The 20,636-nt window shown below is 38.4% G+C and carries 21 protein-coding genes and 1 pseudogene; 14 read left to right on the plus strand and 8 right to left on the minus strand.

The features are described 5' to 3' along the window. Positions 1-3: 3 nt before the first annotated feature. The 3 genes from AC3ANL_RS12525 (at position 4) to AC3ANL_RS12535 (ending at position 2,484) form a co-directional block, all read left to right on the plus strand. A complete protein-coding gene (locus AC3ANL_RS12525; protein ID WP_488329529.1) occupies positions 4-225 on the plus strand; it encodes a hypothetical protein in 222 nt (73 codons plus the stop codon). 108 nt (positions 226-333) lie between these two features. After that, the gene (locus AC3ANL_RS12530) at positions 334-837 is read left to right on the plus strand and encodes a flavin reductase family protein (RefSeq protein ID WP_488329530.1); all 504 of its coding nucleotides are present in this window, start codon (positions 334-336) and stop codon (positions 835-837) included. Positions 838-1,131: 294 nt separating this feature from the next. Continuing rightward, positions 1,132-2,484 carry an MFS transporter gene (locus AC3ANL_RS12535; RefSeq protein ID WP_488329531.1) on the plus strand — a complete coding sequence of 451 codons (1,353 nt, stop codon included), beginning with the start codon at positions 1,132-1,134 and terminating at the stop codon, positions 2,482-2,484. Positions 2,485-2,585: 101 nt separating this feature from the next. On the opposite strand, the gene AC3ANL_RS12540 is transcribed toward AC3ANL_RS12535, so the two are convergent. Further along, on the minus strand, positions 2,586-2,837 hold the full coding sequence (locus AC3ANL_RS12540; RefSeq protein WP_488329532.1) for a hypothetical protein: 252 nt from the start codon (positions 2,835-2,837) through the stop codon (positions 2,586-2,588). Between the two features lie 176 nt (positions 2,838-3,013). Here AC3ANL_RS12540 and fdhF point away from each other — a divergent pair, with 176 nt between their 5' ends. From fdhF to fdhD, 3 genes are all read left to right on the plus strand, one after another. Further along, positions 3,014-5,950, plus strand: a complete 2,937-nt coding sequence (gene fdhF, locus AC3ANL_RS12545) for a formate dehydrogenase subunit alpha (RefSeq protein ID WP_488329718.1) — start codon at positions 3,014-3,016, stop codon at positions 5,948-5,950. After that, entirely contained in the window at positions 5,943-6,485 is a 543-nt protein-coding gene (locus AC3ANL_RS12550; protein WP_488329533.1) for a helical membrane plugin domain-containing protein, read from the plus strand. The genes fdhF and AC3ANL_RS12550 overlap by 8 nt, the downstream gene beginning before the upstream one ends. Before the next feature lie 116 nt (positions 6,486-6,601). Then, positions 6,602-7,396, plus strand: coding sequence for a formate dehydrogenase accessory sulfurtransferase FdhD (gene fdhD / locus AC3ANL_RS12555; RefSeq protein ID WP_488329534.1), 795 nt, complete (start codon positions 6,602-6,604; stop codon positions 7,394-7,396). A 154-nt stretch (positions 7,397-7,550) separates the two neighbouring features. On the opposite strand, the gene AC3ANL_RS12560 is transcribed toward fdhD, so the two are convergent. Continuing rightward, positions 7,551-7,844, minus strand: a complete 294-nt coding sequence (locus AC3ANL_RS12560) for a DoxX family protein (RefSeq protein WP_488329535.1) — start codon at positions 7,842-7,844, stop codon at positions 7,551-7,553. 276 nt (positions 7,845-8,120) lie between these two features. Here AC3ANL_RS12560 and AC3ANL_RS12565 point away from each other — a divergent pair, with 276 nt between their 5' ends. Continuing rightward, positions 8,121-9,500: a Mur ligase family protein gene (locus AC3ANL_RS12565; protein ID WP_488329536.1), complete on the plus strand. Its 1,380-nt coding sequence runs from the start codon at positions 8,121-8,123 to the stop codon at positions 9,498-9,500. A gap of 238 nt (positions 9,501-9,738) precedes the next feature. Here AC3ANL_RS12565 and AC3ANL_RS12570 read toward each other — a convergent pair whose 3' ends face one another. Together AC3ANL_RS12570 and AC3ANL_RS12575 are read right to left on the minus strand one after the other, a co-directional pair. Next, positions 9,739-10,761: a YheC/YheD family endospore coat-associated protein gene (locus AC3ANL_RS12570; RefSeq protein WP_488329537.1), complete on the minus strand. Its 1,023-nt coding sequence runs from the start codon at positions 10,759-10,761 to the stop codon at positions 9,739-9,741. 185 nt (positions 10,762-10,946) lie between these two features. After that, positions 10,947-12,164, minus strand: a complete 1,218-nt coding sequence (locus AC3ANL_RS12575; protein WP_488329538.1) for an ATP-grasp domain-containing protein — start codon at positions 12,162-12,164, stop codon at positions 10,947-10,949. A 652-nt stretch (positions 12,165-12,816) separates the two neighbouring features. On the opposite strand from AC3ANL_RS12575, the gene AC3ANL_RS12580 reads away from it, so the two are divergent. Both AC3ANL_RS12580 and AC3ANL_RS12585 read left to right on the plus strand, forming a co-directional pair. Next, positions 12,817-13,755: an NADP-dependent oxidoreductase gene (locus AC3ANL_RS12580; RefSeq protein ID WP_488329539.1), complete on the plus strand. Its 939-nt coding sequence runs from the start codon at positions 12,817-12,819 to the stop codon at positions 13,753-13,755. Positions 13,756-13,799: 44 nt separating this feature from the next. Continuing rightward, the gene (locus tag AC3ANL_RS12585) at positions 13,800-14,609 is read left to right on the plus strand and encodes a hypothetical protein (RefSeq protein ID WP_488329540.1); all 810 of its coding nucleotides are present in this window, start codon (positions 13,800-13,802) and stop codon (positions 14,607-14,609) included. Between the two features lie 322 nt (positions 14,610-14,931). Here the strand turns inward: AC3ANL_RS12585 and AC3ANL_RS12590 are convergent, their stop codons facing one another. Both AC3ANL_RS12590 and AC3ANL_RS12595 read right to left on the minus strand, forming a co-directional pair. After that, positions 14,932-15,501: a dihydrofolate reductase family protein gene (locus AC3ANL_RS12590; protein WP_488329541.1), complete on the minus strand. Its 570-nt coding sequence runs from the start codon at positions 15,499-15,501 to the stop codon at positions 14,932-14,934. Between the two features lie 56 nt (positions 15,502-15,557). Next, a pseudogene (locus AC3ANL_RS12595) lies at positions 15,558-15,863 on the minus strand (IS1595 family transposase); the annotation flags it as partial. A 101-nt stretch (positions 15,864-15,964) separates the two neighbouring features. Here AC3ANL_RS12595 and AC3ANL_RS12600 point away from each other — a divergent pair. Both AC3ANL_RS12600 and AC3ANL_RS12605 read left to right on the plus strand, forming a co-directional pair. After that, positions 15,965-16,411, plus strand: a complete 447-nt coding sequence (locus tag AC3ANL_RS12600) for an NrtA/SsuA/CpmA family ABC transporter substrate-binding protein (RefSeq protein ID WP_488329542.1) — start codon at positions 15,965-15,967, stop codon at positions 16,409-16,411. Between the two features lie 18 nt (positions 16,412-16,429). Then, on the plus strand, positions 16,430-16,699 hold the full coding sequence (locus AC3ANL_RS12605; protein ID WP_488329543.1) for a hypothetical protein: 270 nt from the start codon (positions 16,430-16,432) through the stop codon (positions 16,697-16,699). Positions 16,700-16,883: 184 nt separating this feature from the next. Here AC3ANL_RS12605 and AC3ANL_RS12610 read toward each other — a convergent pair whose 3' ends face one another. Continuing rightward, positions 16,884-17,681, minus strand: coding sequence for an HAD family hydrolase (locus tag AC3ANL_RS12610; protein WP_488329544.1), 798 nt, complete (start codon positions 17,679-17,681; stop codon positions 16,884-16,886). A 394-nt stretch (positions 17,682-18,075) separates the two neighbouring features. Between AC3ANL_RS12610 and AC3ANL_RS12615 the strand changes: the two genes are divergently transcribed. Further along, a complete protein-coding gene (locus AC3ANL_RS12615) occupies positions 18,076-18,234 on the plus strand; it encodes a YuzK family famiily protein (protein WP_488329545.1) in 159 nt (52 codons plus the stop codon). A gap of 539 nt (positions 18,235-18,773) precedes the next feature. On the opposite strand, the gene AC3ANL_RS12620 is transcribed toward AC3ANL_RS12615, so the two are convergent. Further along, positions 18,774-19,070, minus strand: coding sequence for a hypothetical protein (locus AC3ANL_RS12620; RefSeq protein ID WP_488329546.1), 297 nt, complete (start codon positions 19,068-19,070; stop codon positions 18,774-18,776). 291 nt (positions 19,071-19,361) lie between these two features. Here AC3ANL_RS12620 and lepB point away from each other — a divergent pair, with 291 nt between their 5' ends. Further along, positions 19,362-19,901 (plus strand): signal peptidase I, encoded by a 540-nt coding sequence (lepB, locus tag AC3ANL_RS12625; protein WP_488329547.1) that lies wholly within the window; start codon positions 19,362-19,364, stop codon positions 19,899-19,901. 174 nt (positions 19,902-20,075) lie between these two features. Beyond that, positions 20,076-20,513, plus strand: coding sequence for a VOC family protein (locus AC3ANL_RS12630; RefSeq protein WP_488329548.1), 438 nt, complete (start codon positions 20,076-20,078; stop codon positions 20,511-20,513). The last annotated feature ends 123 nt before the right edge of the window (positions 20,514-20,636 follow it).

The following is a 20,636-nucleotide window of genomic DNA, read 5'->3' on the forward strand; positions in this document are numbered from 1 at the left end:
ATAATGAGTGTCGAAGAGGCAGTCTTTCGTTTTCTAGAGCAGCATCCAGGGGCAAGCGCGAAAAAAATACTTACCTCTTGTAATCATTTTTATAAAAATACTCCCTCTGTGAAAGAAGATCGAATAAGATCTGCTGTTTACAAAAAACTAAGAATTTTAAAGCGAAATGGAAAGGTTCATAATATCGGCAACTCTTGGTATTTAATCAACCGAAAGGCACACTAATGAGTAACTTAGGCGATAGGGGGAAAATGTCTGAAGTCCAGCATTTTTGCCGAGTAATTGCGCAATTTATATTCTGAATATTCGAATTACAAAGAAGGAGGAGTTAAGATGAATAAGGAAGAAAGTCAGTTTTTATTTAAGGAAATAATGGGGAATTATCCGACAGGGGTTACAGTTTTAACAACAGTTGATGATAAAGGGGTTCCTGTTGGTCTGACAGTAAATTCCTTCGCTTCTGTTTCGATCGATCCTCTACTTATCCTTTGGAGTATCGATCGCAGAGTTTCAACTTTACAGGCATTTACAGAAGGCAGTAAATTTGCTGTTCATTTATTAGCCGGTGATCAACAGGAATTATGTAAGACATTTGCAAGTAAAAATGTAGATCGCTTTAGTACATGTAACTGGCAATTATCGGATCATCAATTGCCGATCATTGAAGGGGCATATGCTGTTCTTCAATGTAAAAACTTTCAAACCGTGGAAGCCGGAGATCATATTATCTTAATTGGTGAAGTCATTGATATGCAATCAGAAAAAAAAGACCCGTTGCTTTATCATCGGAGACAATTTGCACCAATCCCATCAGAATTTTATCAGGTAAATAAATAGAAATGACCGTCCTGGAGGTAGAACGATGTTTTTATTTGAATGGTTTCTCTTCAATGTAGAATTTAAGTTCATAAATAGTACAGAAACAGATGAATAGTTCTTATTGTCAAAACTTCTAAGATTCCAATAAATCTATCCAAGACCAGAAAAACCACACCAAACTAGAGCCATTCTCCACAACGAATCTATCAAAATATAATACCTGACTATTCGTGTCCATAAATCCATAATAAAGCGTAACTTTACATGGTCCTTTGTTTTTATTTTCTAAGTGGAGAGGAGCAAGTTATTTATATGAGCTCAATTAATGTTGGGAAAGTCATTAATGAATCAAAATTCAACCGCTTTCATGCTTCAGTATTATTTTGGTGTGCTTTTTGTATTGTGTTTGATGCCTATGATCTTGTTGTGTTTGGCTCTGTGGTTCCGGTATTAATGAAAGAATGGTCTTTAACACCGACTCAAGCTGGGGCTTTAGGAAGTTATGCTTTAATTGGTATGATGCTGGGTGCCTTAGTGTTTGGCCCACTTGCAGATAAGGTTGGTAGGAAAAACGTAATTATTTTTTGTGTTGCCTTATTTAGTCTTTTTACTTTTCTCGTAGGACTTTCTACTAATACAACCCAATTTGGAATTTACCGTTTTATAGCAGGTTTAGGGCTAGGTGGAGTGATGCCAAATGCTATAGCACTCATGTCAGAGTATTCTCCTAAAAGTTTAAAAAGCACGTTAGTATCAATAATGTTTAGCGGCTATTCTGTTGGTGGAATGTTTGCAGCTGGGATTGCTATTTTTCTCATTCCTCAATTCGGATGGCAATCTGTTTTTTTTGTAGGTGCACTACCTTTACTGGCATTACCGTTTATGTATAAATCATTACCCGAAGCACCAACGATTTTATTAAATAAGAAGAAAACTAAAACAATGCAAGAACTGTTAACAAAAGTGGATCCTGCTTTTACGATGAAACAAGAGGATCAGTTTGAAATAGTTGCTCACCAAGAAAAGGGAAGCCCAGTTATGAAATTATTTACAAAAGGACGTGCATTAAGTACCTTAATGTTTTGGGTTTCATTTTTTATGTGTTTATTAATGATTTATGGAGTGAATACGTGGTTACCAAAACTTATGGCAAACGCCGGGTATGGACTTGGATCAAGTCTATTGTTCTTATTTGTATTGAACTTTGGAGCTATGTTTGGTGCAATTGGAGGAGGCTGGCTAGCTGATAAGTGGAACCCTAAGAGCGTATTAATTTTATTTTATCTTTTGGCAGCAGCATCCTTATTTTTGTTAGGATTTAAAGCCAATATGGTTGCATTGTTAGTTCTGGTAGCCATTGCCGGAGCTGCTACGATAGGAACGCAGATTATCGCCAATGCGTATGTTTCTCAATATTATCCAAGTGAAATGCGTTCGAGTGGAATAGGATGGTCATTGGGAATAGGCCGCTTGGGGGGCATTGCAGGCCCACTTATGGGAGGAATGCTATTATCAATGAATCTTCCAGTGAATATGAACTTCTTGGCATTTGCTATTCCAGGAATCATTGCTGCTATTTCCATCTTAATTGTTCAGGAGAAATACTCGACTTTATCAGTAGTGAAGGAAGAAACTATAGCGAAAAAGGAACAGGTCTTGAACTAATTTAGTTGAAATATATATAGATAAAATTAATAAGTAAAATAAATGTCAGGTACTATCCAATACTGGAGGGTGCCTGGCATTTTTTATGCTTTGCTTGGGGGTTATGGTTCCCAATACGTGAACAAACTGTAGGGAACACCATCTATAGGAAGAATAGGATGACTGGTTAAATTCATTTTCTCGCTGTCAGGAATGAGTATGTATGTTTCTCTGTTCTTTTTGTTCACCTCTCTTCTAAGTTTCTTAAATACGAGATCACTCGCGACCTCTAAGGAAGAAGCCTCGATCGTCCCTACCTTTTTGAACCCATATTTTCCAATATGACTCCTGCCTTTTAAAATTATATATTTCATAAAGATTTCGTCCTTTCCTTTTTGATTCTTTACCCGTTTTTCGACTTCAAACACCTATTACACTTTATTTTTCATAGAACTCAGAGGATTTGGTTTTCATTTTTAGAGAGATGGGGTACTAAACAAATAAATAAAGTAGAAAGGGTGTAGCCATATTGGTAAAGAACCTAGGCATTATGATCAACGGAGTAGAAGTGGAGGCAAAGGAAGGCCAGACGGTCCTGCAATTCCTGAATGACAGTACGATTGAAGTCCCTCAAGTGTGCTATCATCCCAGCCTTGGACCGATCGAAACGTGTGACACTTGTATTGTTGAAGTGAACGGGGAACTTGTCAGGTCCTGTTCAACCCGTTTAAAAGAGGGAGACCGCATCGATACAATGAACCCGTTTGTGAAAAAGTCGCAGACAGCAGCGATGGACAAGATTCTCCATAACCATGAATTATATTGTACGGTTTGTGATTACAATAACGGCGGCTGTGAAATACATAACACGGTTAAGGAAATGCGCATTAATCATCAGAGTATTCCTTGGGAGCAGAAACCATATCAAACGGATATGTCGAACCCTTTCTACCGCTATGATCCTGATCAGTGTATCTTGTGTGGGCGCTGTGTCGAGGCCTGCCAAGATGTCCAGGTGACAGAAACGCTGAGAATCGATTGGGAAAGAGAGCATCCGCGGGTCATCTGGGATAACGATGTTCCGATTAACGAATCTTCTTGTGTGTCGTGCGGCCATTGTTCCACCGTCTGCCCGTGTAATGCGATGATGGAAAAAGGAATGCTTGGGGAGGCCGGTTATCTGACAGGCGTGGAAAAAGGCACACTCCGTTCGATGATTGAGTTGACCAAAGGAGTGGAGACCGGGTACGGGTCGATTCTTACAGTTTCCGATATGGAATCGGCGATGCGTGAGGCGAGAGTGAAACGAACCAAAACGGTCTGTACGTTCTGTGGTGTCGGCTGCAGCTTTGATGTCTGGACAAAAGGACGAGAGATTCTAAAGGTTGAACCAAACGTAGAGGCACCAGCGAATGGAATTTCCACTTGTGTGAAAGGGAAATTCGGCTGGGATTTTGTCAATAGTAAAGAACGGTTAACGAAGCCGCTGATCCGGGAAGGCGAAAGCTTTCGTGAAGCGGAATGGGAGGAGGCCCTTGATCTCATCGCGAAACGCTTCCGTGAGATTCGCAGCCAGTATGGGCCGCAATCGATGGGCTTTATTACTTCCTCTAAATGTACAAATGAAGAATCCTTTTTGATGCAAAAATTGGCCCGGCAGATCATTGGTACAAACAACGTGGATAACTGTTCGCGCTATTGTCAGACGCCGGCAACGGTTGGACTGCACAGAACGGTTGGCTACGGCGGTGATGCTGGTTCGATTAAGGAGATCGCCAAAGCAGGCCTTGTCATCATCGTGGGTTCCAATACATCGGAAGCCCACCCTGTTCTAGCTACAAGGGTCAAGCGCGCTCATAAACTCAATGGACAAAAATTAATTGTCGCAGATTTACGTGAGAATGAGATGGCGGCTCGTGCCGACCTGTTCATTCATCCAAACGCGGGGTCCGATTTGGTTTGGCTCTCTGCTGTGACCAAATACATTATTGATATGGGCTGGGCGGACGAAGAGTTTATTGAAAAGAATGTAAATGGATTCGCTGAATATAGAGAAAGCCTTTCTCCCTATACATTAGGTTATGCAGAAGCGGCAACGGGTCTATCTAAGGAGACCCTCATTCAAATTGCCGAAATGATTCGTGATGCAGATGGCACGGCCATTCTTTGGGCGATGGGTGTTACCCAGCATCTGGGCGGCAGTGACACAAGTACAGCGATTTCAAACCTGTTGTTGGTAACGGGAAACTACGCACGGCCAGGTTCCGGGGCATACCCGCTTCGGGGACATAATAACGTTCAAGGTGCAGGCGATATGGGCAGCGCGCCGGATAACTTTCCGGGATACCAGCGTGTCGAGAACCCTGAAGTACTGGCAAAATTTGAACAAGCCTGGGGCGTTAAACTTCCATCCGAAGTCGGCATAAATAATCACGAGATGATTGAGGGAATACACGATGGTACAGTAAAAGCCATGTATGTAAAGGGAGAAGAAATGGGGTTAGTGGATTCCAACATTAACCATGTACATGCCGCCTACGAAAAACTCGACTTTTTTGTCGTCCAGGATCTCTTTTTTTCTCGGACTGCCCAATATGCGGATGTCGTTTTACCGGCAAGCCCAAGTCTTGAAAAAGAAGGAACGTTCACGAACACGGAACGCCGTATTCAAAGGCTGTACCAAGTGTTTGAACCGCTTGCCGATTCTAAACCAGATTGGGAAATCATTCAGTTAGTGGCAAACCGGCTTGGGGCAAACTGGAATTACAAGCATCCAAGTGAAATTATGGAGGAAGCGGCGATGCTGATGCCGATTTATGCCGGTGTTACGTATGAGAGATTAGAAGGTTATAAGAGTTTGCAATGGCCGGTAAAACCAGATGGAACGGATACGCCATTGCTTTACACCGAAGGATTCCCTTTCCCGGATCGAAAAGCCCGGTTTTATCCTGTGCAATGGACAAAGCCGCTTGATTTTGGCGAGCAATATGATCTTCATTTGAACAACGGCCGTTTATTAGAGCATTTTCATGAAGGAAATCTCACCTATAAATCAAAAGGAATATCGGAAAAAACACCGGAGGTTTTCCTTGAAGTATCACCGGAGCTTGCAGCGGAACGAGGACTGCGGAACGGAACGCTTGTCCGCCTGACTTCACCGTTTGGTAATGTAAAAGTGAAATGTACGATTACCAATCGGGTAAAAGGCAAGGAAGTGTATCTACCCATGAATGATTCAGGGGACGGAGCCGTCAATTACCTGACAAGCAGTGCCGCCGATAAGGATACCGATACCCCTGCTTACAAAGATACTCGTGTGAAGTTGGAAATTTTACAGGAAGAGGGAATTAATCCTCTGCCAAAAATAAATTTCCGATACGGAAATCCACAGCCGCAAATGGGTGTACAAGTCCAACAGAAATGGGCCCGAAAGGATTACGTCTTCCCGGGTGATCTTGTGAAGGAAAGGGAGCGATTGAATGGCTAAAGCAATCAGGAAAATCGAGCGAATCGAGCAATCCGAAGAGGATAAGCGGCAACAAGATCTACGGCAAATAGAGGATTCCTTATTAAAAAATAAGCAAGCGTTACTGGATACACTTGATTTGGTAAACCACATGCATGAGCGGGGGATAATTTCTATCTTGAGCGGTTTATTTGCCGAGGGCGACAAGGTCCTGCAAATCCTTATTAAAAAGGCGGACTCGAAAGAAACAGCCAATACGTTAAAAAATCTGCTGTTAATGGTTGGCGTTCTTGGTACCTTAAATGTTAAACAGCTTGAACCGATTCTCCTTAAGCTGAACGCAGGAATTGCCAGAGTGTCAGAAAGCAAAGACAATGAAGACCAGATCGGTTACTTTGATATCGTCAGATCCTTAAAGGACCCTGAAATTAACCGTTCGATTGCCTTTTTCTTTGAATTTTTGAAAGGAATGGGGAGCGAAACGAGCCATTTGGAACGGACAACCCAGCTGCCGGAGCACCAGGCACAGCATGCACAGCCAGGCCACCATCTATAATTCTATTTAAACGGGTCTTGACCGAGGTTGGCTAGACCCGTTTATGTTTCATATGGTTGATACTAATCTTGACCTCATAGACGAAGGTTCAAAAAGCGATGAGAGGGGGGAAGACGGTGTTAAACGAAATCATGACTTGCCAACACATTGTTAAATTTACTGGGGACTCCTTTATCGAACAAGAGGATGACATCGCCGTGGAATCAGCCTTAACGATTATTCTGGATGGAGAAGAGTTTGCCACCATCGTTTGTTCGCCAGCAGAGATTCAAGAATTGGTGGTGGGTTTCTTAGCCTCCGAGGGGATCATTCGTGTTTTTAAAGATATTCAATCGATTCAGGTGGATGAAGAAAAAGGATTCGCGTACGTGAACCTAGTAAATAAACCATCTATTCAAAAAGAGTTCCATTCCAAGCGATTCATTGGTTCCTGTTGCGGAAAAGGGCGGCAATTTTATTTTTATAATGATATGAAGACAGCTAAGACCATCTTGACAAAGTTAACCATTACACCACACCAATGTCATGTCTTAATGAGCGAGCTGCAGGAAAGTTCCGCTTATTTTCAGAAAACAGGCGGTGTCCATAATGCCGCCTTATGTACAAAGGACGGTATCGTGATAACTAGGACTGATATCGGCAGGCATAATGCACTGGATAAGCTTTTTGGCTACTGCCTGATCCATCGAATTCCATTAAAGGAGAAAATCATTGCGTTTAGCGGAAGAATTTCCTCAGAAGTCCTCCTCAAAGCAGCTAAGATTGGTGTAGCCATTATCCTATCAAAATCTGCTCCTACTAATCTCGCCTTAAATTTAGCAGAGGATCTTGGCATTACGGCAATTGGTTTTATTAGGGGAGACGGCTTCAATGTCTATACCCATCAGGATCGGATTCAAGGACTTGACTAAAACTATCCTTCATCCTTAGAGGATAGTTTCGTGGTTAATAAAAACAGCGCATTTTTAAAATTAATTTGCTTAATTAGGGAGTTCTACAAGAGTTTCGTCAGGCACTATCCAATCACTGGAAGATGCCTGGCGTTTTTTTAGCACATGAAAACATTCAGCAAGGATCTCGCTTGTACAGATAAACGAGCAACACTAACATGACAATGTCTAAGCGAGCACCAAAAGAGAATTGGAGAAATCCGATGTGCATCAATGGGATTTTGGTGATAAGAAGGGCTACGATCATAATCCCAATTAAAGGTACCACCGCATGTTTAACAGCTATATTAACTAAAATTAAAAATCCGCAAACCAATTCTACTAAAATAACAAGCTTTAACATCATGTGGGGATAGGGAAGCCCTAATCCAAGAAAATGATTCGATACCTCGGTACCCATGAATTTCATAAGTGCAGAGGTAATAAATACATAGGCAACTAAATATCTAATTACTTTATTTGTATAAAAAATGAAAATCCCCCCTTTGTATATCTTTATGCAAGGAGAAGGACAAACAATGATTTATTTTCCGCTAATTACCTGTGTAATTATCACACACCAGCTTGAGGGGACACATCATATGATACATTAGACAATTCATTGTGTTTCAATCACTTCTACCATATTGAACAGGAATATTGGGGGAGATGCTTTTTTCAAAAAAGGAACTTCAGGAGGGACATATTGAAGACATTATTATTGGAGAACATTTTAACAGCCATGAACATTCAGCCTAATGAAAAGCAAAAAGGAATACGGATTAAAACGGTCACGGATGACAGATCTGAAATTAGCAGTCATACTTTATATTTTCATGGGAACAATAAAGAGGTTCCTGTTGAAAGGATCAAGAATTACAAGAATGTATTCATCGTTACAGATTCATCATTTTCTCAAATGGAAAAATTAAATCCTGCGCAAATCATTATGGTAAAGGATCTCAAAGACAGTTTCTTTACATTCACCTCGTATTACAGGCATCTGTTTAACATTCCAGTAGTTGCCATTACGGGAACATGTGGAAAGTCTACGACGAAAGAAATGCTAAAACACATTTTGGAAGAAACACACAATGTCCAGGCAACCATATCCAGCAAAAATGCCGATTATTACAACCTTCCTTATTTACTCGGAATAGATGAAAATACCGATGTGGCAGTGTTTGAAACAGCCGTATCTAAAAAAGAGGATATGACGGAGTCCTGTAAGTATTTTTACCCGACGATTGGGATTATGACCATGATAGATGTCGATCATACAGATAAAATTCGCTCCTTTGATGATTATCTAGCAGAAAAGGCAAAAATCATGCAGGGGATGGACAATGAGGGAATTCTCATCCTAAATTCGGACGATCCCTATCTCACCTCTATTGATACTTCTAAATTTAAGGGAAAGATTATCACTTTCGGAAAAAACAAGAATGCTATTTTTAGAATTAAGAAGTATAAATATGATTCATCCGGCATGACTTTTTGGCTGGAATATAAGCAAAGGGAATATAAAGGATATATACCGGGTCTTGGGGAGCATAGTGTCTATAATGCAGTCGCTTCATTAGCCGCAGCGGCCATGTTAGGGGTGGATATTCGCTATGCTCTAAAGAGATTATCTTCTTATCATCATATGAGATCCCACTTTGAAATCATGGAAGGACGAAATCAAATTACGCTGGTGGATGATACGTGGAAGTCAAATCCTGCTTCATTAAGAAAAGGCTTAGAAACATTAAGCCGGATCGCATTGCCAACCCAACGAAAAATTGCTGTTCTGGGCAGAATGTGCTCATTGGGAAAATATGCAGATGAAGAATACGAAAAGGCAGGACAGTTAATTGCTGCTTTGGGGGTCGATATTCTCATTACCAAAGGGTTTATTGCAAAGGATTTTCAGGAACCAGCTATCGAGGCAGGAGTAAATCCAGATCATGTTTATCATTTTTCAGATGCAGATGAAATGATGCGGTTTTTTGACTCATTTTTAATCCCAAATGACATTGTTTATTTCAAAACGAACGCGACTGATACAGACATAGATGATGTCATCGAATATTTAAGAAGTTAAAATCGTTGAAACTTTCACATAAAAAAGGCAGCTTCCTTTAATGAACCTCAACCCCATTGTAGGTGAAGTTCATGAGCGGCAAGCTGCCTTTTTTTGATCTAAAGATAGAAAGAAAAAAAGGACGCCATGACAGCGGCCTTCATGTTTGGGGGACTATATAGACACGATGATGATGACAAAATAAGGGATAAGAAATATGGAAGGAATTTAGTGTTTTATATGATTTTCAGTCTAATGTTTATTTGTTTTCCGCTAGATATTTAGCATACAAAATCGTATTTCTGGCCACATCTAATTCAAGGTGATAGATATTAGGCGGACCTGGTCGCCAATTCACCTCAAAAAGCCATAGTTTTTGATTTTCATCAATTCCGACGTCAATTCCCAGTTCATCCAAGTCATCGTCATATAAAGAATCAAAATGATTGGAAAAACTGATCGCAAACTGTTCAAGATACCTTTGAATATCATACCAGGAGTCACCGAACTCTGTTTTTAAAAAGGAATCCAGGTAAGTACTATAACCACCACTCCCCATATTAGAAGTTATGGTCCCTAAACGCCCGATCCGTGGATAGATAGAAGTAATCACCCATTTTCCTTCTCCATTTTTTTGTACATGCAGGCGGAAATCAAAAACGTGACCAGATGTTGTTTGACTCGTAATAAACTGTTGAACGACGTAATCTTGTTCTTGTATTTTAGGGGATAACCAGTCTAACAATTGTTTTTCATTCAAAGATGATTCTAATCCTGCAACATTCATTTTGTAATGATTGGAACCATCTTTTTCAACTAAAACAACGCCGCCGCCTTGATGCCCCGATAACGGTTTGATAATCACTTTTTGATAACGTTTGATCATGTCAAAAAAAATCTGAACGTCCGTTAATTCATAAAAAGGAATAAGGTAATCTTTAAATTTTTTGGCCTTTTTAATTCTGTTATATACCGATAATTTGTCCCCAATTGAATGACTGGTAAACGGAATCCTATCATACAAATAATCAAAGATATGTTTCGTTTTCTCACTCGCTTGATAACTTGCATTATAAATGACATCAGGGAAAGGAAATTCCTTGTCAATCCAATGTCCATTTTCATAAGTTTTTCCTAAAATTTTATGCTGTTTGATATTCACTTTCCCGAGGGTAAAGTAAAAAAAGGTTACACCTTCTGCTTTTGCGACTGCGGCATAAGCATATGCTTTCTTTACATTATTTGGATCTCTACGATGATGAAGCATGCCAATTAGCGTCATTTTACTTCTTTTTCACCTCTCCAAATTCTTTTTCTAAAAAGATTTGTTCGCCGATAGGAAAGTATAACTTTTCTATCAGGCATAAGTGCAACTACGCCTCTGTCTTCGCCTAACGGCTCGCCAATCGGCGAGTTTTCTTTAAATCATTAAAAGCTAACGATTATCAAATTTGTCACTTGGAAATGTTAAAGGGGGTCAAGGTAGAAGTGTATTTCGCTGGCTGCTCGCATGGCAATTCGTTGCGCTTCACCTCTATAATCTGAGGATGCCAAAATGTATCCGCACCGATCTCCCATTGATAAAGGAGGACGTACGATCTGCCCTTGCCGGGGTTTTATATACACCTCTTCAACACCGGGATATTGAGAGCTGTGTTCTTTCCCCGTTACCTTACTTAATTTCCCTTTAGAATCAACGGTTAAATAATGGGCATATACATACTTACTGTGTTTTTTAGTAAGGGAAGGCTCATTTCCTAACATTAATTGAATGGTTTCCTCTACTAAATTAATTCCATATCCGACCTCAATAATTCGATTCATCGCTCCGCCTGAGATTCTAGGATTAATCTCAATTAATTTCCATTCGCCATTTACTATACGCATTTCAAGGTGACAGGCACCATTTCTCATCTGAAAAGCTTGTAAAATGGAACTTACAGCTTTAAAGATACGATTGTACATTCTTGGATTGATATCTGGCAGTAAACTATATCCGGTTACGATAAATCGTTGAAAAAGAGTAATCTGTTGTTCGATGATCGCTACAATATGAACTTTTCCCTTGTGTACTAAAACTTCAATTAAATATTGGGGTCCTACTAGATACTCTTCCACTAAAATCTGTTTATGTTTTTTTAGTAATTCTTGCATTGCCAGCTCTAACTGCTTCTCGTCATTTGCCAACATAACATCTTTTGAACCGGCAGATGTGGGACACTTTACAATCAGAGGTAAATAGTCCTTGGCTAGGTCAATAAAGTACTCTAAGGAATAATCATCTGGATTATAAAGCTCATAATAGGGAGAATTGGGGTGTCCTTTGAGAAGCTCACGAGTCAAAACTTTATTTTCCATTTTAAAAATGGAATCAGTTGAGACCACACTTGAACAAAATTCTTCTGCTAAGACTGCTGCTACATGAACGTAAGAATGTACAAAACTCATAATGCCTTTTATTTGTTTACCTTGTTGTGGTAGTTGGTTGAGGTTTTTTCTTATTTCATCATAATTGAATAAATCCACTAAAATCATTTGATGGACTTCGGGAAATTCGGTTCTTTGCTGAATGAATTTTTGTCTATTAGTGAATAACACCGTAAAATAGCCGAGTCTTTCTGCAGCTTTTATTGCTTCTCTACTAGATCCGGATTTGTTGGTTTCAATAAATACAATGGTTCGCATAAGCCATGTCATCCTATCTTTGCTGGTTTTGTAATAAAGGATTTAGCTTTACCAGTTTTATTTTGTGTTATCTAATAATTACCATTTATTATATTTTCTTAAGACAACAGTGGTATGGACAAACGTCATCATTCTTAAGACAATAAAATAAAAAGATTTTGGATCCAGCTGAATTAACCAGGTGATGTTATTCAGCTAAAGGCCGGTCAGACGAAGCAATATTAATGAAATACGGAAATGTTGAAGGAAACCGTGAAGAAATAACGATGGAAAAGTGGTTAATAGACCTCTATGAATGGTACAAATTCATTCTGAGTATATTTAAAAGGAACAAGAAAGAGAAGTTAGGGTGAAAGTTCGAGATTTTTCCAATAAGTGATAGATCTGAAGGAGTTTGTTATAAGCTCTTTTTTTGTTGAATAGACTTATGTTAAATAATATTGACCAAGACTATAAATTGTTGGGAAATCCTTTCTGAATAGACATGCCATAACAGAATGTGAGTAGGATTTAGCTCAAATAAAGAAAAAATATTACAAGACCGACGGTGGGAAAAGGTCTGACCGTAAAGGCAAATACCGAAACCTTCTTTCATTAAAAATAAATGAAATTGAAGTAGGTTAAAAAAACGTAAAAAGGAGATGGATCTATTATGGGAACACAAATAATGCAAGCTGTTCGTATTCATCAATATGGGGGTCCTGAAGAGCTAAAGCTTGAACAGTTACCTATTCCAAAGCCATTATCTGACGAGGTTTTGATTCGTGTTCATACAGTTGGTGTACTTCCTGTTGATTGTGCTTTTCGTGAAGGTTTGATGAAAGGAATCTATACCAAGGAGTTCCCCTATATACCTGGATCGGCTGTATCTGGAGTCATTGAAGAGGTAGGTTCAGAAGTAACAGAGTTTCAGAAAGGACAGCCCATTTTCGGAAGAGCTAATCAGGGAGCGTGTGCAGAGTATATTAAGACTTCTGTAGACATGATTGCGAGTAAACCACAAAAGCTTTCCTTTACTAAGGCAGCTACGATATCCGGTGGGGCTACCACTGCTTGGGTAGCGCTTTTCGCACATGGTGATCTGCAATCAGGGCAACGTGTCTTGGTTCATGCTGCTGCTGGCGGTGTGGGATCATATGCTGTTCAATTGGCTAAATGGAAAGGTGCTGAAGTGATTGGAACTTGTTCCACATCAAATGTAGAGTATGTGAAGTCCCTAGGTGTCAATACCGTTATTGATTATACCACCACACCATTTGAAGAAGTGGTTCAAGATGTGGATTTGGTGCTTGACGCTGTTGGAGGAGAAACACTTGAACGTTCATATTTTGTTGTAAAACGTGGAGGAAAACTTCTATCTCTTGTCGATATTCCCTCAGAAGAGAAGGCCAAGCAATTTGGAATTCATGCGCGATTTAGTAATGGACCTGCTCCCGATCAAGTTTTTCAAAATATTGCTCAATTGATTGCAGAAGGGGAAGTGGAAGCAACGGTTGCAAAGGAATTTCCGCTTCATGAGATCCGACAAGCTCAAGAACTGTGTCAAACCGGACATGGACGAGGACGAATTGTACTTCGAGTTGGAGATTAAAACTCAAAGGGACATTTTTGGTTGGATTTTCAATGAGGAAGACGGTGGCAAAGGTTTTCCCGCGGTGGCTTGTCCTAATCTATGCCTGGGGATTTGCGGCAGCTTTGCTTCTCTTTGTACCAGATAGCAGCCTGATCGCGGCTATGGCTTATGCTTTTTTATTAAAATTCCAGTTTAACTGGCTGATGCTTAATCAGATCATTTGTATTTTAGGAGCGGTATGCTGGGGATTTACTGCTGTAGTCTATCAAAGAAAAACACGTCATGCATGTGAATATTATGGATGGGCAGACGGAAAAACATTTTTTCTAGGACGATGGAGTCGGTGGATTACCTACTTTGCGGCTCTCGCTCCTATTCCATACGCAATTACACGCTATGCTTGGGCACTGGGAATCCCCCTTGGAGTTGACGCGAAGCTCTTGAAGGACTTTTCAAATGTCAATCCGACACATCATATTACTGAGTGGGTTTTCGGATCATTATATATCGTTGGTGGTATTCTTACGCTAGGTTTGATCCAGAAATGGGGTGAAGATTTCCCTCGATGGTTCCCATTCATTTATGGTAAAAGGGAGCCAATCTTGCTAGCGGTAATTCCAGCTTCTTTCGTAGCGATTGCTGTAACTTCTGCTGGCTTCGTCTTTACCATCTCTTTTATCATGGTTAAATTTAACCTAATGCCTGCAGATGGGAATATTGTACTGAGTCATATCTTGGGTACAATAGGGCCTATGCTTCTATGGGTCCCTTGGGGAGTGGGGCTTGGTCTTGCATCCATCACTTACTATTATCGTAGACGAGGCCGGTGTAATTACTGTAGCAGTGGTGAAATAGAAAAAATCCCTAAATAACAAGGCAGGGTAGTTATCTAATTTGTGCAACAAAGATTCTATATTATAGAAGGTGATAATCATGACATTTCGAAAAGGAAATTATAGTGTAACAAGCATAATGGCTTTAGGGAAATCTACTATTGCACAAATGTTAGAGCAACAAATTAAGCTCTGTTAACATTTAATATTGGAAATTTTATAAGATTAAGGGAAATCCATTATATAAAGGTTTCCCATTCTTATTGCAATAACTATATCCATTAGTAGAATAAGTGACAACTAATATCGAGTATTACCTAATGATATTTATTACTATTTATTATTGGAATGAACGATATTATTAATTACCATTCCAATGATAGATTAGTTGCACAACGCCAGAAGAGAATGTTCTTGTATGAACCATTTTTAAATTCAACCTCTGTTTTATATCAATAAACAACGGTTTTCCTTCTCCCAAAATAACAGGGTGAAGGGATAATCTAAATTCATCAACAAGTCCTAAATTTATAAAAGTTGTAATGAGACTTGCTCCGCCATATAGCCAGATGTCTTTACCAGGCTTATTCTTCAATTTATTTACTGCTTCAAGAATATTTTCATTTATAAATATTGCTTGATTATCAGTCTCTATTTGTGTTCTGGAAAAAACATATTTCTCTTTACTTTGAACCAATTTCCAAATTTCTTTTTCGGTATCAGTGTCTTCAATTTTTGGAATATATTGTCCCCATAAATCGTAGCTTTTTCTACCATATAAAATAGTATCAATTTGATTCAAGAAATTAGTGAACCCCATATCAGGGTCCATAATGCACCAATCAACTTCTCCATTTTTCCCTTCAATAAAACCATCTAAAGTAACTGCTAAATCTAAAATTATTCTTCTCTGTTTTACGTTATTTGACATAACTCTTCCTCCTTTTATCATTCAGATATTGATTCTTCTGTCCCGATATTCAATATTTCATTCAAACGAGAATGGAGACCATCCATATTTAAAATGTGATACAGGCCTTTAATAACGTGTTTGCCAAAGTCTGATTTAATCTGATAATGCGCTAAGCCTTTTTCTTTTGCGTAGGTTTTATAAGCTCTCCAAGCATCGGTTACAAGCACGTTTTCGTTAGACGGTTTAGCACCAATTAAAGTATCGACTTTAGTTTTCACAATAGAACCCATACCAGCAACTTTACAGAAGGTTGCTTTTGTACGGTCTCTCGAAATAAGAACACATATTCGTTCGTGGCTAATTCCCCTTTGTTTAGATTTAATGAACACTTGTTCTTATTTTGACTATAACAAGTATTCGAGGAGGTATCAATATCAACAATTACCTTTAACAGAGCCTATAATAAATATTAATAAATCAGATGATAAGTAAGGATAACGAATATAACTCTTGGATCTATTACAGCCGGAATAAGTGCTTTCGTAGGTGGTACATCAGAATTTACATCTTTGCAAAACAACAAAGCGATTATAGTAATCAAGGTATTGTTGCAAAGCCAGTAGCCGGTATTAAAAAACCTTCCGATCTTAAAGGCAAAAAGATAGCTGTAAACCGTGGTGGTACGGGAGAATACTTACTATATAAAGCACTAGAAAAAGGTGGACTAGATGCTAGTGAAGTAAAAAATGTTTATATTCCTCCAACTGAAGCGGGACCTGCATTTGAAAGTGGAGAAGTAGATGCCTGGGCTACATGGGGTTCATTTACAGCACTTGCTCAAGAAAAATACAAGGCAGAGTTAGTCATTAATGCAGGAGACATAGAATCAGAAAATGATACCATTTATGTTGTTCGAAATGGTTTTTAAAAAAAACATCCTAAGTTAGTGTATGAAATATTTAAAGGTCTAAATGAGGAGGCTGAACTTTTAGCGAAAGACAAGGAACAAGCAGTAAAATTAATTGACGATTCACAAGGTGTGGCTGAATCAGTAGCGCGAAAACAATTACAAGGTGCCATTTACCCAGTAGAAAATGTCGATGAAAAAGTGCGTAATGGTTGGCAAGATATTGCAGATTTTACTTTTGAAAAAGGGATTATTCCGAATTCTGTTGATCTGAAATCAAAAACAGTAGACGTAACAACTATTAAATAATAAAGCTTTATTTGGCTTGATATCAAAATTAAACTAATCGAGTCAATTAAGTCAAACATAACATACCTATTTAAATGTAAAGGCACCAGAAAAAAGAGTCAGGCACTATCCAATGAAAAAGAAATATGACAGGTATGAATCATACCTGCCATTTTTTTATTAGAAAAAGTGTTTATAAAAAGCACTAAATCGCATATGATTGATATGATTTAAGAAGATAACGTTCGATAAACTCCGCTAATCCATCATTTTCGTGGTGACCTGTAACAAAATCAGCTGCTACTTTAACCGCTTCGCTAGCGTTCCCCATTGCCACACCAGTACCGACATTACGAAGCATCTCTATATCATTGGGTCCATCCCCAATGGCGACGACTTCATTTGAACTAAGTCGATATTCTGTAAGTAAGCTCTTGATAGCAGACCATTTGGAAACATTAGGAGCAATCAACTCAAACCCGTCATTCCAATCGATGACTTCTGCTTCCATTTTAAACAAAGCGGATAATTCAGAACTTGGTGCACCTGTTCGAACACTATATTTAAGAACATCTAGATAATTGGCCTGTCTTAAATCTCCAATATACCGGGGCGGAATTTGCCCAACTTTTGTCCAATAATCGATTTCTTCATTTGTTTCCTTACAATAAAGCCCATTAGCTGTATGAATGATAACATTACAAGGATGTTCAGCGGTTAGGTGGTGGAATCGGTCTTCGTTCACTCGGACGGTAATCATTTGTTTAGCTTTTCCTGTCTCTGCCTCGTGAATAGCGGCACCATTCAAACAGATCATTGGAGTTGTTAATCCAATTTCTTTATGGTATGGAGCGGTTACTTCATAGTGTCGACCTGTAGCTAGAAAAACCTTAACGCCTTGATTAATGAGCCTGTAAATGGCTTCCAAATTTCGGCGGGAAATGTTGTTTGAGGCTGTTAGTAGTGTACCATCCATATCAATAAATACTGCACGCACATTCATTTATATTGCCTCCTCATCCGTTGGTAAACTAACTTTATCATCTGAAGATTAAATCCTTGTAAACTCTGTGTACAGATTATTTAAAGTTTATAGACAAATTTATATTTTTTTAAAGGCGAACAGTGACAGTCACTGTTCGTGATAATGTCTGAGAATGTGCTATATGGAAGGAAATGGCTAAAATCATAAGTATTTAAAGTGATAAATGAACCAGTTTGGATGACATTCCATAATACAGCGAAATACACCGTTTTTTCGACTTTGTTTGATTTAGAATTCAATGATAAGATGAAGACCACGTAAAAGAACATTTCGACTTTGTGAAAATAACTGAAAGGAATGATTTGTTATCAATGATTTACAATTAAGTTATACGTGTGAAATGGAAAAAGCGATGCGTAGTGCTCATGGTGTAGGTTATGAAGAGTACAGAAAAAATCATTCAGTGAGAATGGAAGTCGAAAAACGCCGTAAAAGGGATTATATTAAATGTCGCAGAATGGTGGCCGAAATAGATCGACTGGTTCATTATAATAACCGATTAAAGGCATAATCACTCAGCCTTTAATGTCAACAATGACAACTGAACCAAGTTTTGATTGGGTTCCAAATGCAACAAATTAAAAATCTAACAGATGAAGAAAAAAGCTTATTTGTAAATGTAATCAAAAAGATTTTGAATAATGGCTAAAACATATACGTTATAAGGAAGGTGTGTTAATCATGATTAACACACCTTTTCGTTCGTTATTTAACCTTAAGGATGTCGGTGCATAAATTGGTATCTCATTTTTATTTTACAAAAGATTGTGAAATAATGTACTTAAACAAACGGGTGCGATACTTCAATTACGAAGGATCGCTTTTTCTTTTTCAAGTAACTGGGAAGGTTAGGCGAAGAACACGAAGAATATGAGTTTTTTTGTTAAACGTTCTTGGTGTATAGAATATTAAAAGAAAAAGAACCCATTATTGAGTTCTTCCTCTAGACATTTCACCCGTTAGCAACCATGCAGCGGTTCTTCAACATCTGAGGTTTACGGGGAATTTACATTTTCTTGTTAAATTGATTGAAATCCTTATGAAAAATAGCTACTTATTTATAGGGTTAATATTATTACTCACATCAGGATTATTGGATGCTGTATTGTTATCTGCTTCAGCCGTCTCCACCATCTGGTTACCGATAACACCGCCTGAAACACCGCCTATAACAGTACCAATTAGTCCAAATGGAGCACCTATCATAGCACCTGCAACGGCATCAGTAAAAGTTCCAACTGCTTCACCAAAGTCACTGGTACCTAGATTAGCATTACTCCCAGCTTGGTTGTTGCCACTTTCTTCTACATTTCCACCAAAGTTATTGCGTTCGTCACTGTGATTCATCTATTCACTTCCTCGTTTATTAATAGGGAAAATGTTAAATATGAACGCACACCATCCTAAACATATACTACCCAGCTGAGGTAGTTTTACTCACTATATGTTTAGGAAGCACGCTTTATCCTCATTAATACAGCTATAAAGGTATACACCAAGGGCATTGCGTTAAAAAGGTGCTTTTTTGTTTTTCAACAAACGGGCAGTTTAGTTTAATAAGAAGGAAAAATAAGACAATGAAAAGAATATAAATATTAACGCAAAATATTTTTATAAGGAAATTAGGGAGTTGGTTAAATGAACTTAAAATCAAAAAAGGAATTGAAGAGTTGGGGTAAATCATTGTTCATTGCAATGGGGGTAGCTTTTGTCGTAAGAACATTCCTCGTTGCTCCTTACATAGTTGAAGGTGCATCTATGGAGCCGACATTACATAATCACGAAAAAATCTTCGTAAATAAATTAAATTTAACGGATAGTTTTAAAAGAGGAGAAATAGTAGTTATTAAAGGTAAAGAAGAGAACTATGTTAAAAGAATAATTGGTCTCCCCGGAGATTCAGTTGTAATGAAAAATGATAAATTATTTATCAATGGTGTTCTTTTCAAAGAATCCTATCTTTCACAAAATCGTGAATTAGCTAAACAAATGGGGAGTCAATTAACCGGAGACTTTGGACCGTTAAAAGTACCTGAAAACAAATTTTTTGTTATGGGTGATAATAGATTATACAGTAAGGATAGTCGTAACGGCTTAGGCTTCTTCTCAAAAGAAGAAATTGTTGGACAAAGTGAGTTTGTTTTTTTTCCTTTCACACATATTAGAGGTACAGAATAGCTCTTCTTCATATACGAGTGCATTACTCCCCGTAGGAGTGATGCACTTTTTGTTGAACTAACTGGCAGATTTGTTGAAGAAGGATATTTTCCCGTTTTAAGCGAATTAGAATTTCAAACAAACCTTACACGAATACAGGTATTGAAAATAACAGGAACATAGGAGGTATGAGATATGAAGATCAATAGAATAGATCATGTGAGTATAAACGTAAATGATCTTTCAGAGGCTAAAGCGTTTTTTCTTGATTTAGGACTTGAAGTGCAAGCGGAATGGGAATTGGATGGAGAACAGTTGGACAGAATAGTTGGGCTTCATGATGTTAAAACGGCATGTGTAGGATTGGGGATGCCAGATGGTCAGGCATGGATAGAGCTAGTCAAATTTTATACGCCGTCAGATGAAAAAGATATTCAGCAACCTTTTGCAAATACGCTGGGTATCCGACATATTTGCTTTGCTGTTGAAGATATTGAAGCTATTGTTGCAAAATTGAAAAAGAAAGGCACGGAAATCTTTAGTGAGATACAGCAATATGAAGAAAGTTATAAGTTATGCTACGTTCGTGGTCCAGAGGGAATTATTTTAGAGTTGGCGGAGAAAATCAGATAAATATTGATAATGTCTGGGGAGAGAATCCTTCAATTCTTTTATTCGATTCATAAAGTTCCCAGGCTATTGATAATAACATAATAATTCCTCCTTACCGGTTATTTAGAGGAATTATTGCCTTGA

Source organism: Neobacillus sp. DHD-1R, from assembly GCF_057747995.1.

Excerpts from the sequence above, each read along its gene's own strand:
- AC3ANL_RS12525 (WP_488329529.1), top strand. The coding sequence starts at position 4 with ATGAGTGTCGAAGAGGCAGTCTTTCGTTTTCTAGAGCAGCATCCAGGG.
- AC3ANL_RS12530 (WP_488329530.1), top strand. The coding sequence starts at position 334 with ATGAATAAGGAAGAAAGTCAGTTTTTATTTAAGGAAATAATGGGGAAT.
- AC3ANL_RS12535 (WP_488329531.1), top strand. The coding sequence starts at position 1,132 with ATGAGCTCAATTAATGTTGGGAAAGTCATTAATGAATCAAAATTCAAC.
- AC3ANL_RS12540 (WP_488329532.1), bottom strand. The coding sequence starts at position 2,837 with ATGAAATATATAATTTTAAAAGGCAGGAGTCATATTGGAAAATATGGG.
- fdhF (WP_488329718.1), top strand. The coding sequence starts at position 3,014 with ATGATCAACGGAGTAGAAGTGGAGGCAAAGGAAGGCCAGACGGTCCTG.
- AC3ANL_RS12550 (WP_488329533.1), top strand. The coding sequence starts at position 5,943 with ATGGCTAAAGCAATCAGGAAAATCGAGCGAATCGAGCAATCCGAAGAG.
- AC3ANL_RS12560 (WP_488329535.1), bottom strand. The coding sequence starts at position 7,844 with ATGAAATTCATGGGTACCGAGGTATCGAATCATTTTCTTGGATTAGGG.
- AC3ANL_RS12570 (WP_488329537.1), bottom strand. The coding sequence starts at position 10,761 with ATGACGCTAATTGGCATGCTTCATCATCGTAGAGATCCAAATAATGTA.
- AC3ANL_RS12575 (WP_488329538.1), bottom strand. The coding sequence starts at position 12,164 with ATGCGAACCATTGTATTTATTGAAACCAACAAATCCGGATCTAGTAGA.
- AC3ANL_RS12580 (WP_488329539.1), top strand. The coding sequence starts at position 12,817 with ATGGGAACACAAATAATGCAAGCTGTTCGTATTCATCAATATGGGGGT.
- AC3ANL_RS12590 (WP_488329541.1), bottom strand. The coding sequence starts at position 15,501 with ATGTCAAATAACGTAAAACAGAGAAGAATAATTTTAGATTTAGCAGTT.
- AC3ANL_RS12600 (WP_488329542.1), top strand. The coding sequence starts at position 15,965 with ATGATAAGTAAGGATAACGAATATAACTCTTGGATCTATTACAGCCGG.
- AC3ANL_RS12610 (WP_488329544.1), bottom strand. The coding sequence starts at position 17,681 with ATGAATGTGCGTGCAGTATTTATTGATATGGATGGTACACTACTAACA.
- AC3ANL_RS12615 (WP_488329545.1), top strand. The coding sequence starts at position 18,076 with ATGCGTAGTGCTCATGGTGTAGGTTATGAAGAGTACAGAAAAAATCAT.
- AC3ANL_RS12620 (WP_488329546.1), bottom strand. The coding sequence starts at position 19,070 with ATGAATCACAGTGACGAACGCAATAACTTTGGTGGAAATGTAGAAGAA.
- lepB (WP_488329547.1), top strand. The coding sequence starts at position 19,362 with ATGAACTTAAAATCAAAAAAGGAATTGAAGAGTTGGGGTAAATCATTG.
- AC3ANL_RS12630 (WP_488329548.1), top strand. The coding sequence starts at position 20,076 with ATGAAGATCAATAGAATAGATCATGTGAGTATAAACGTAAATGATCTT.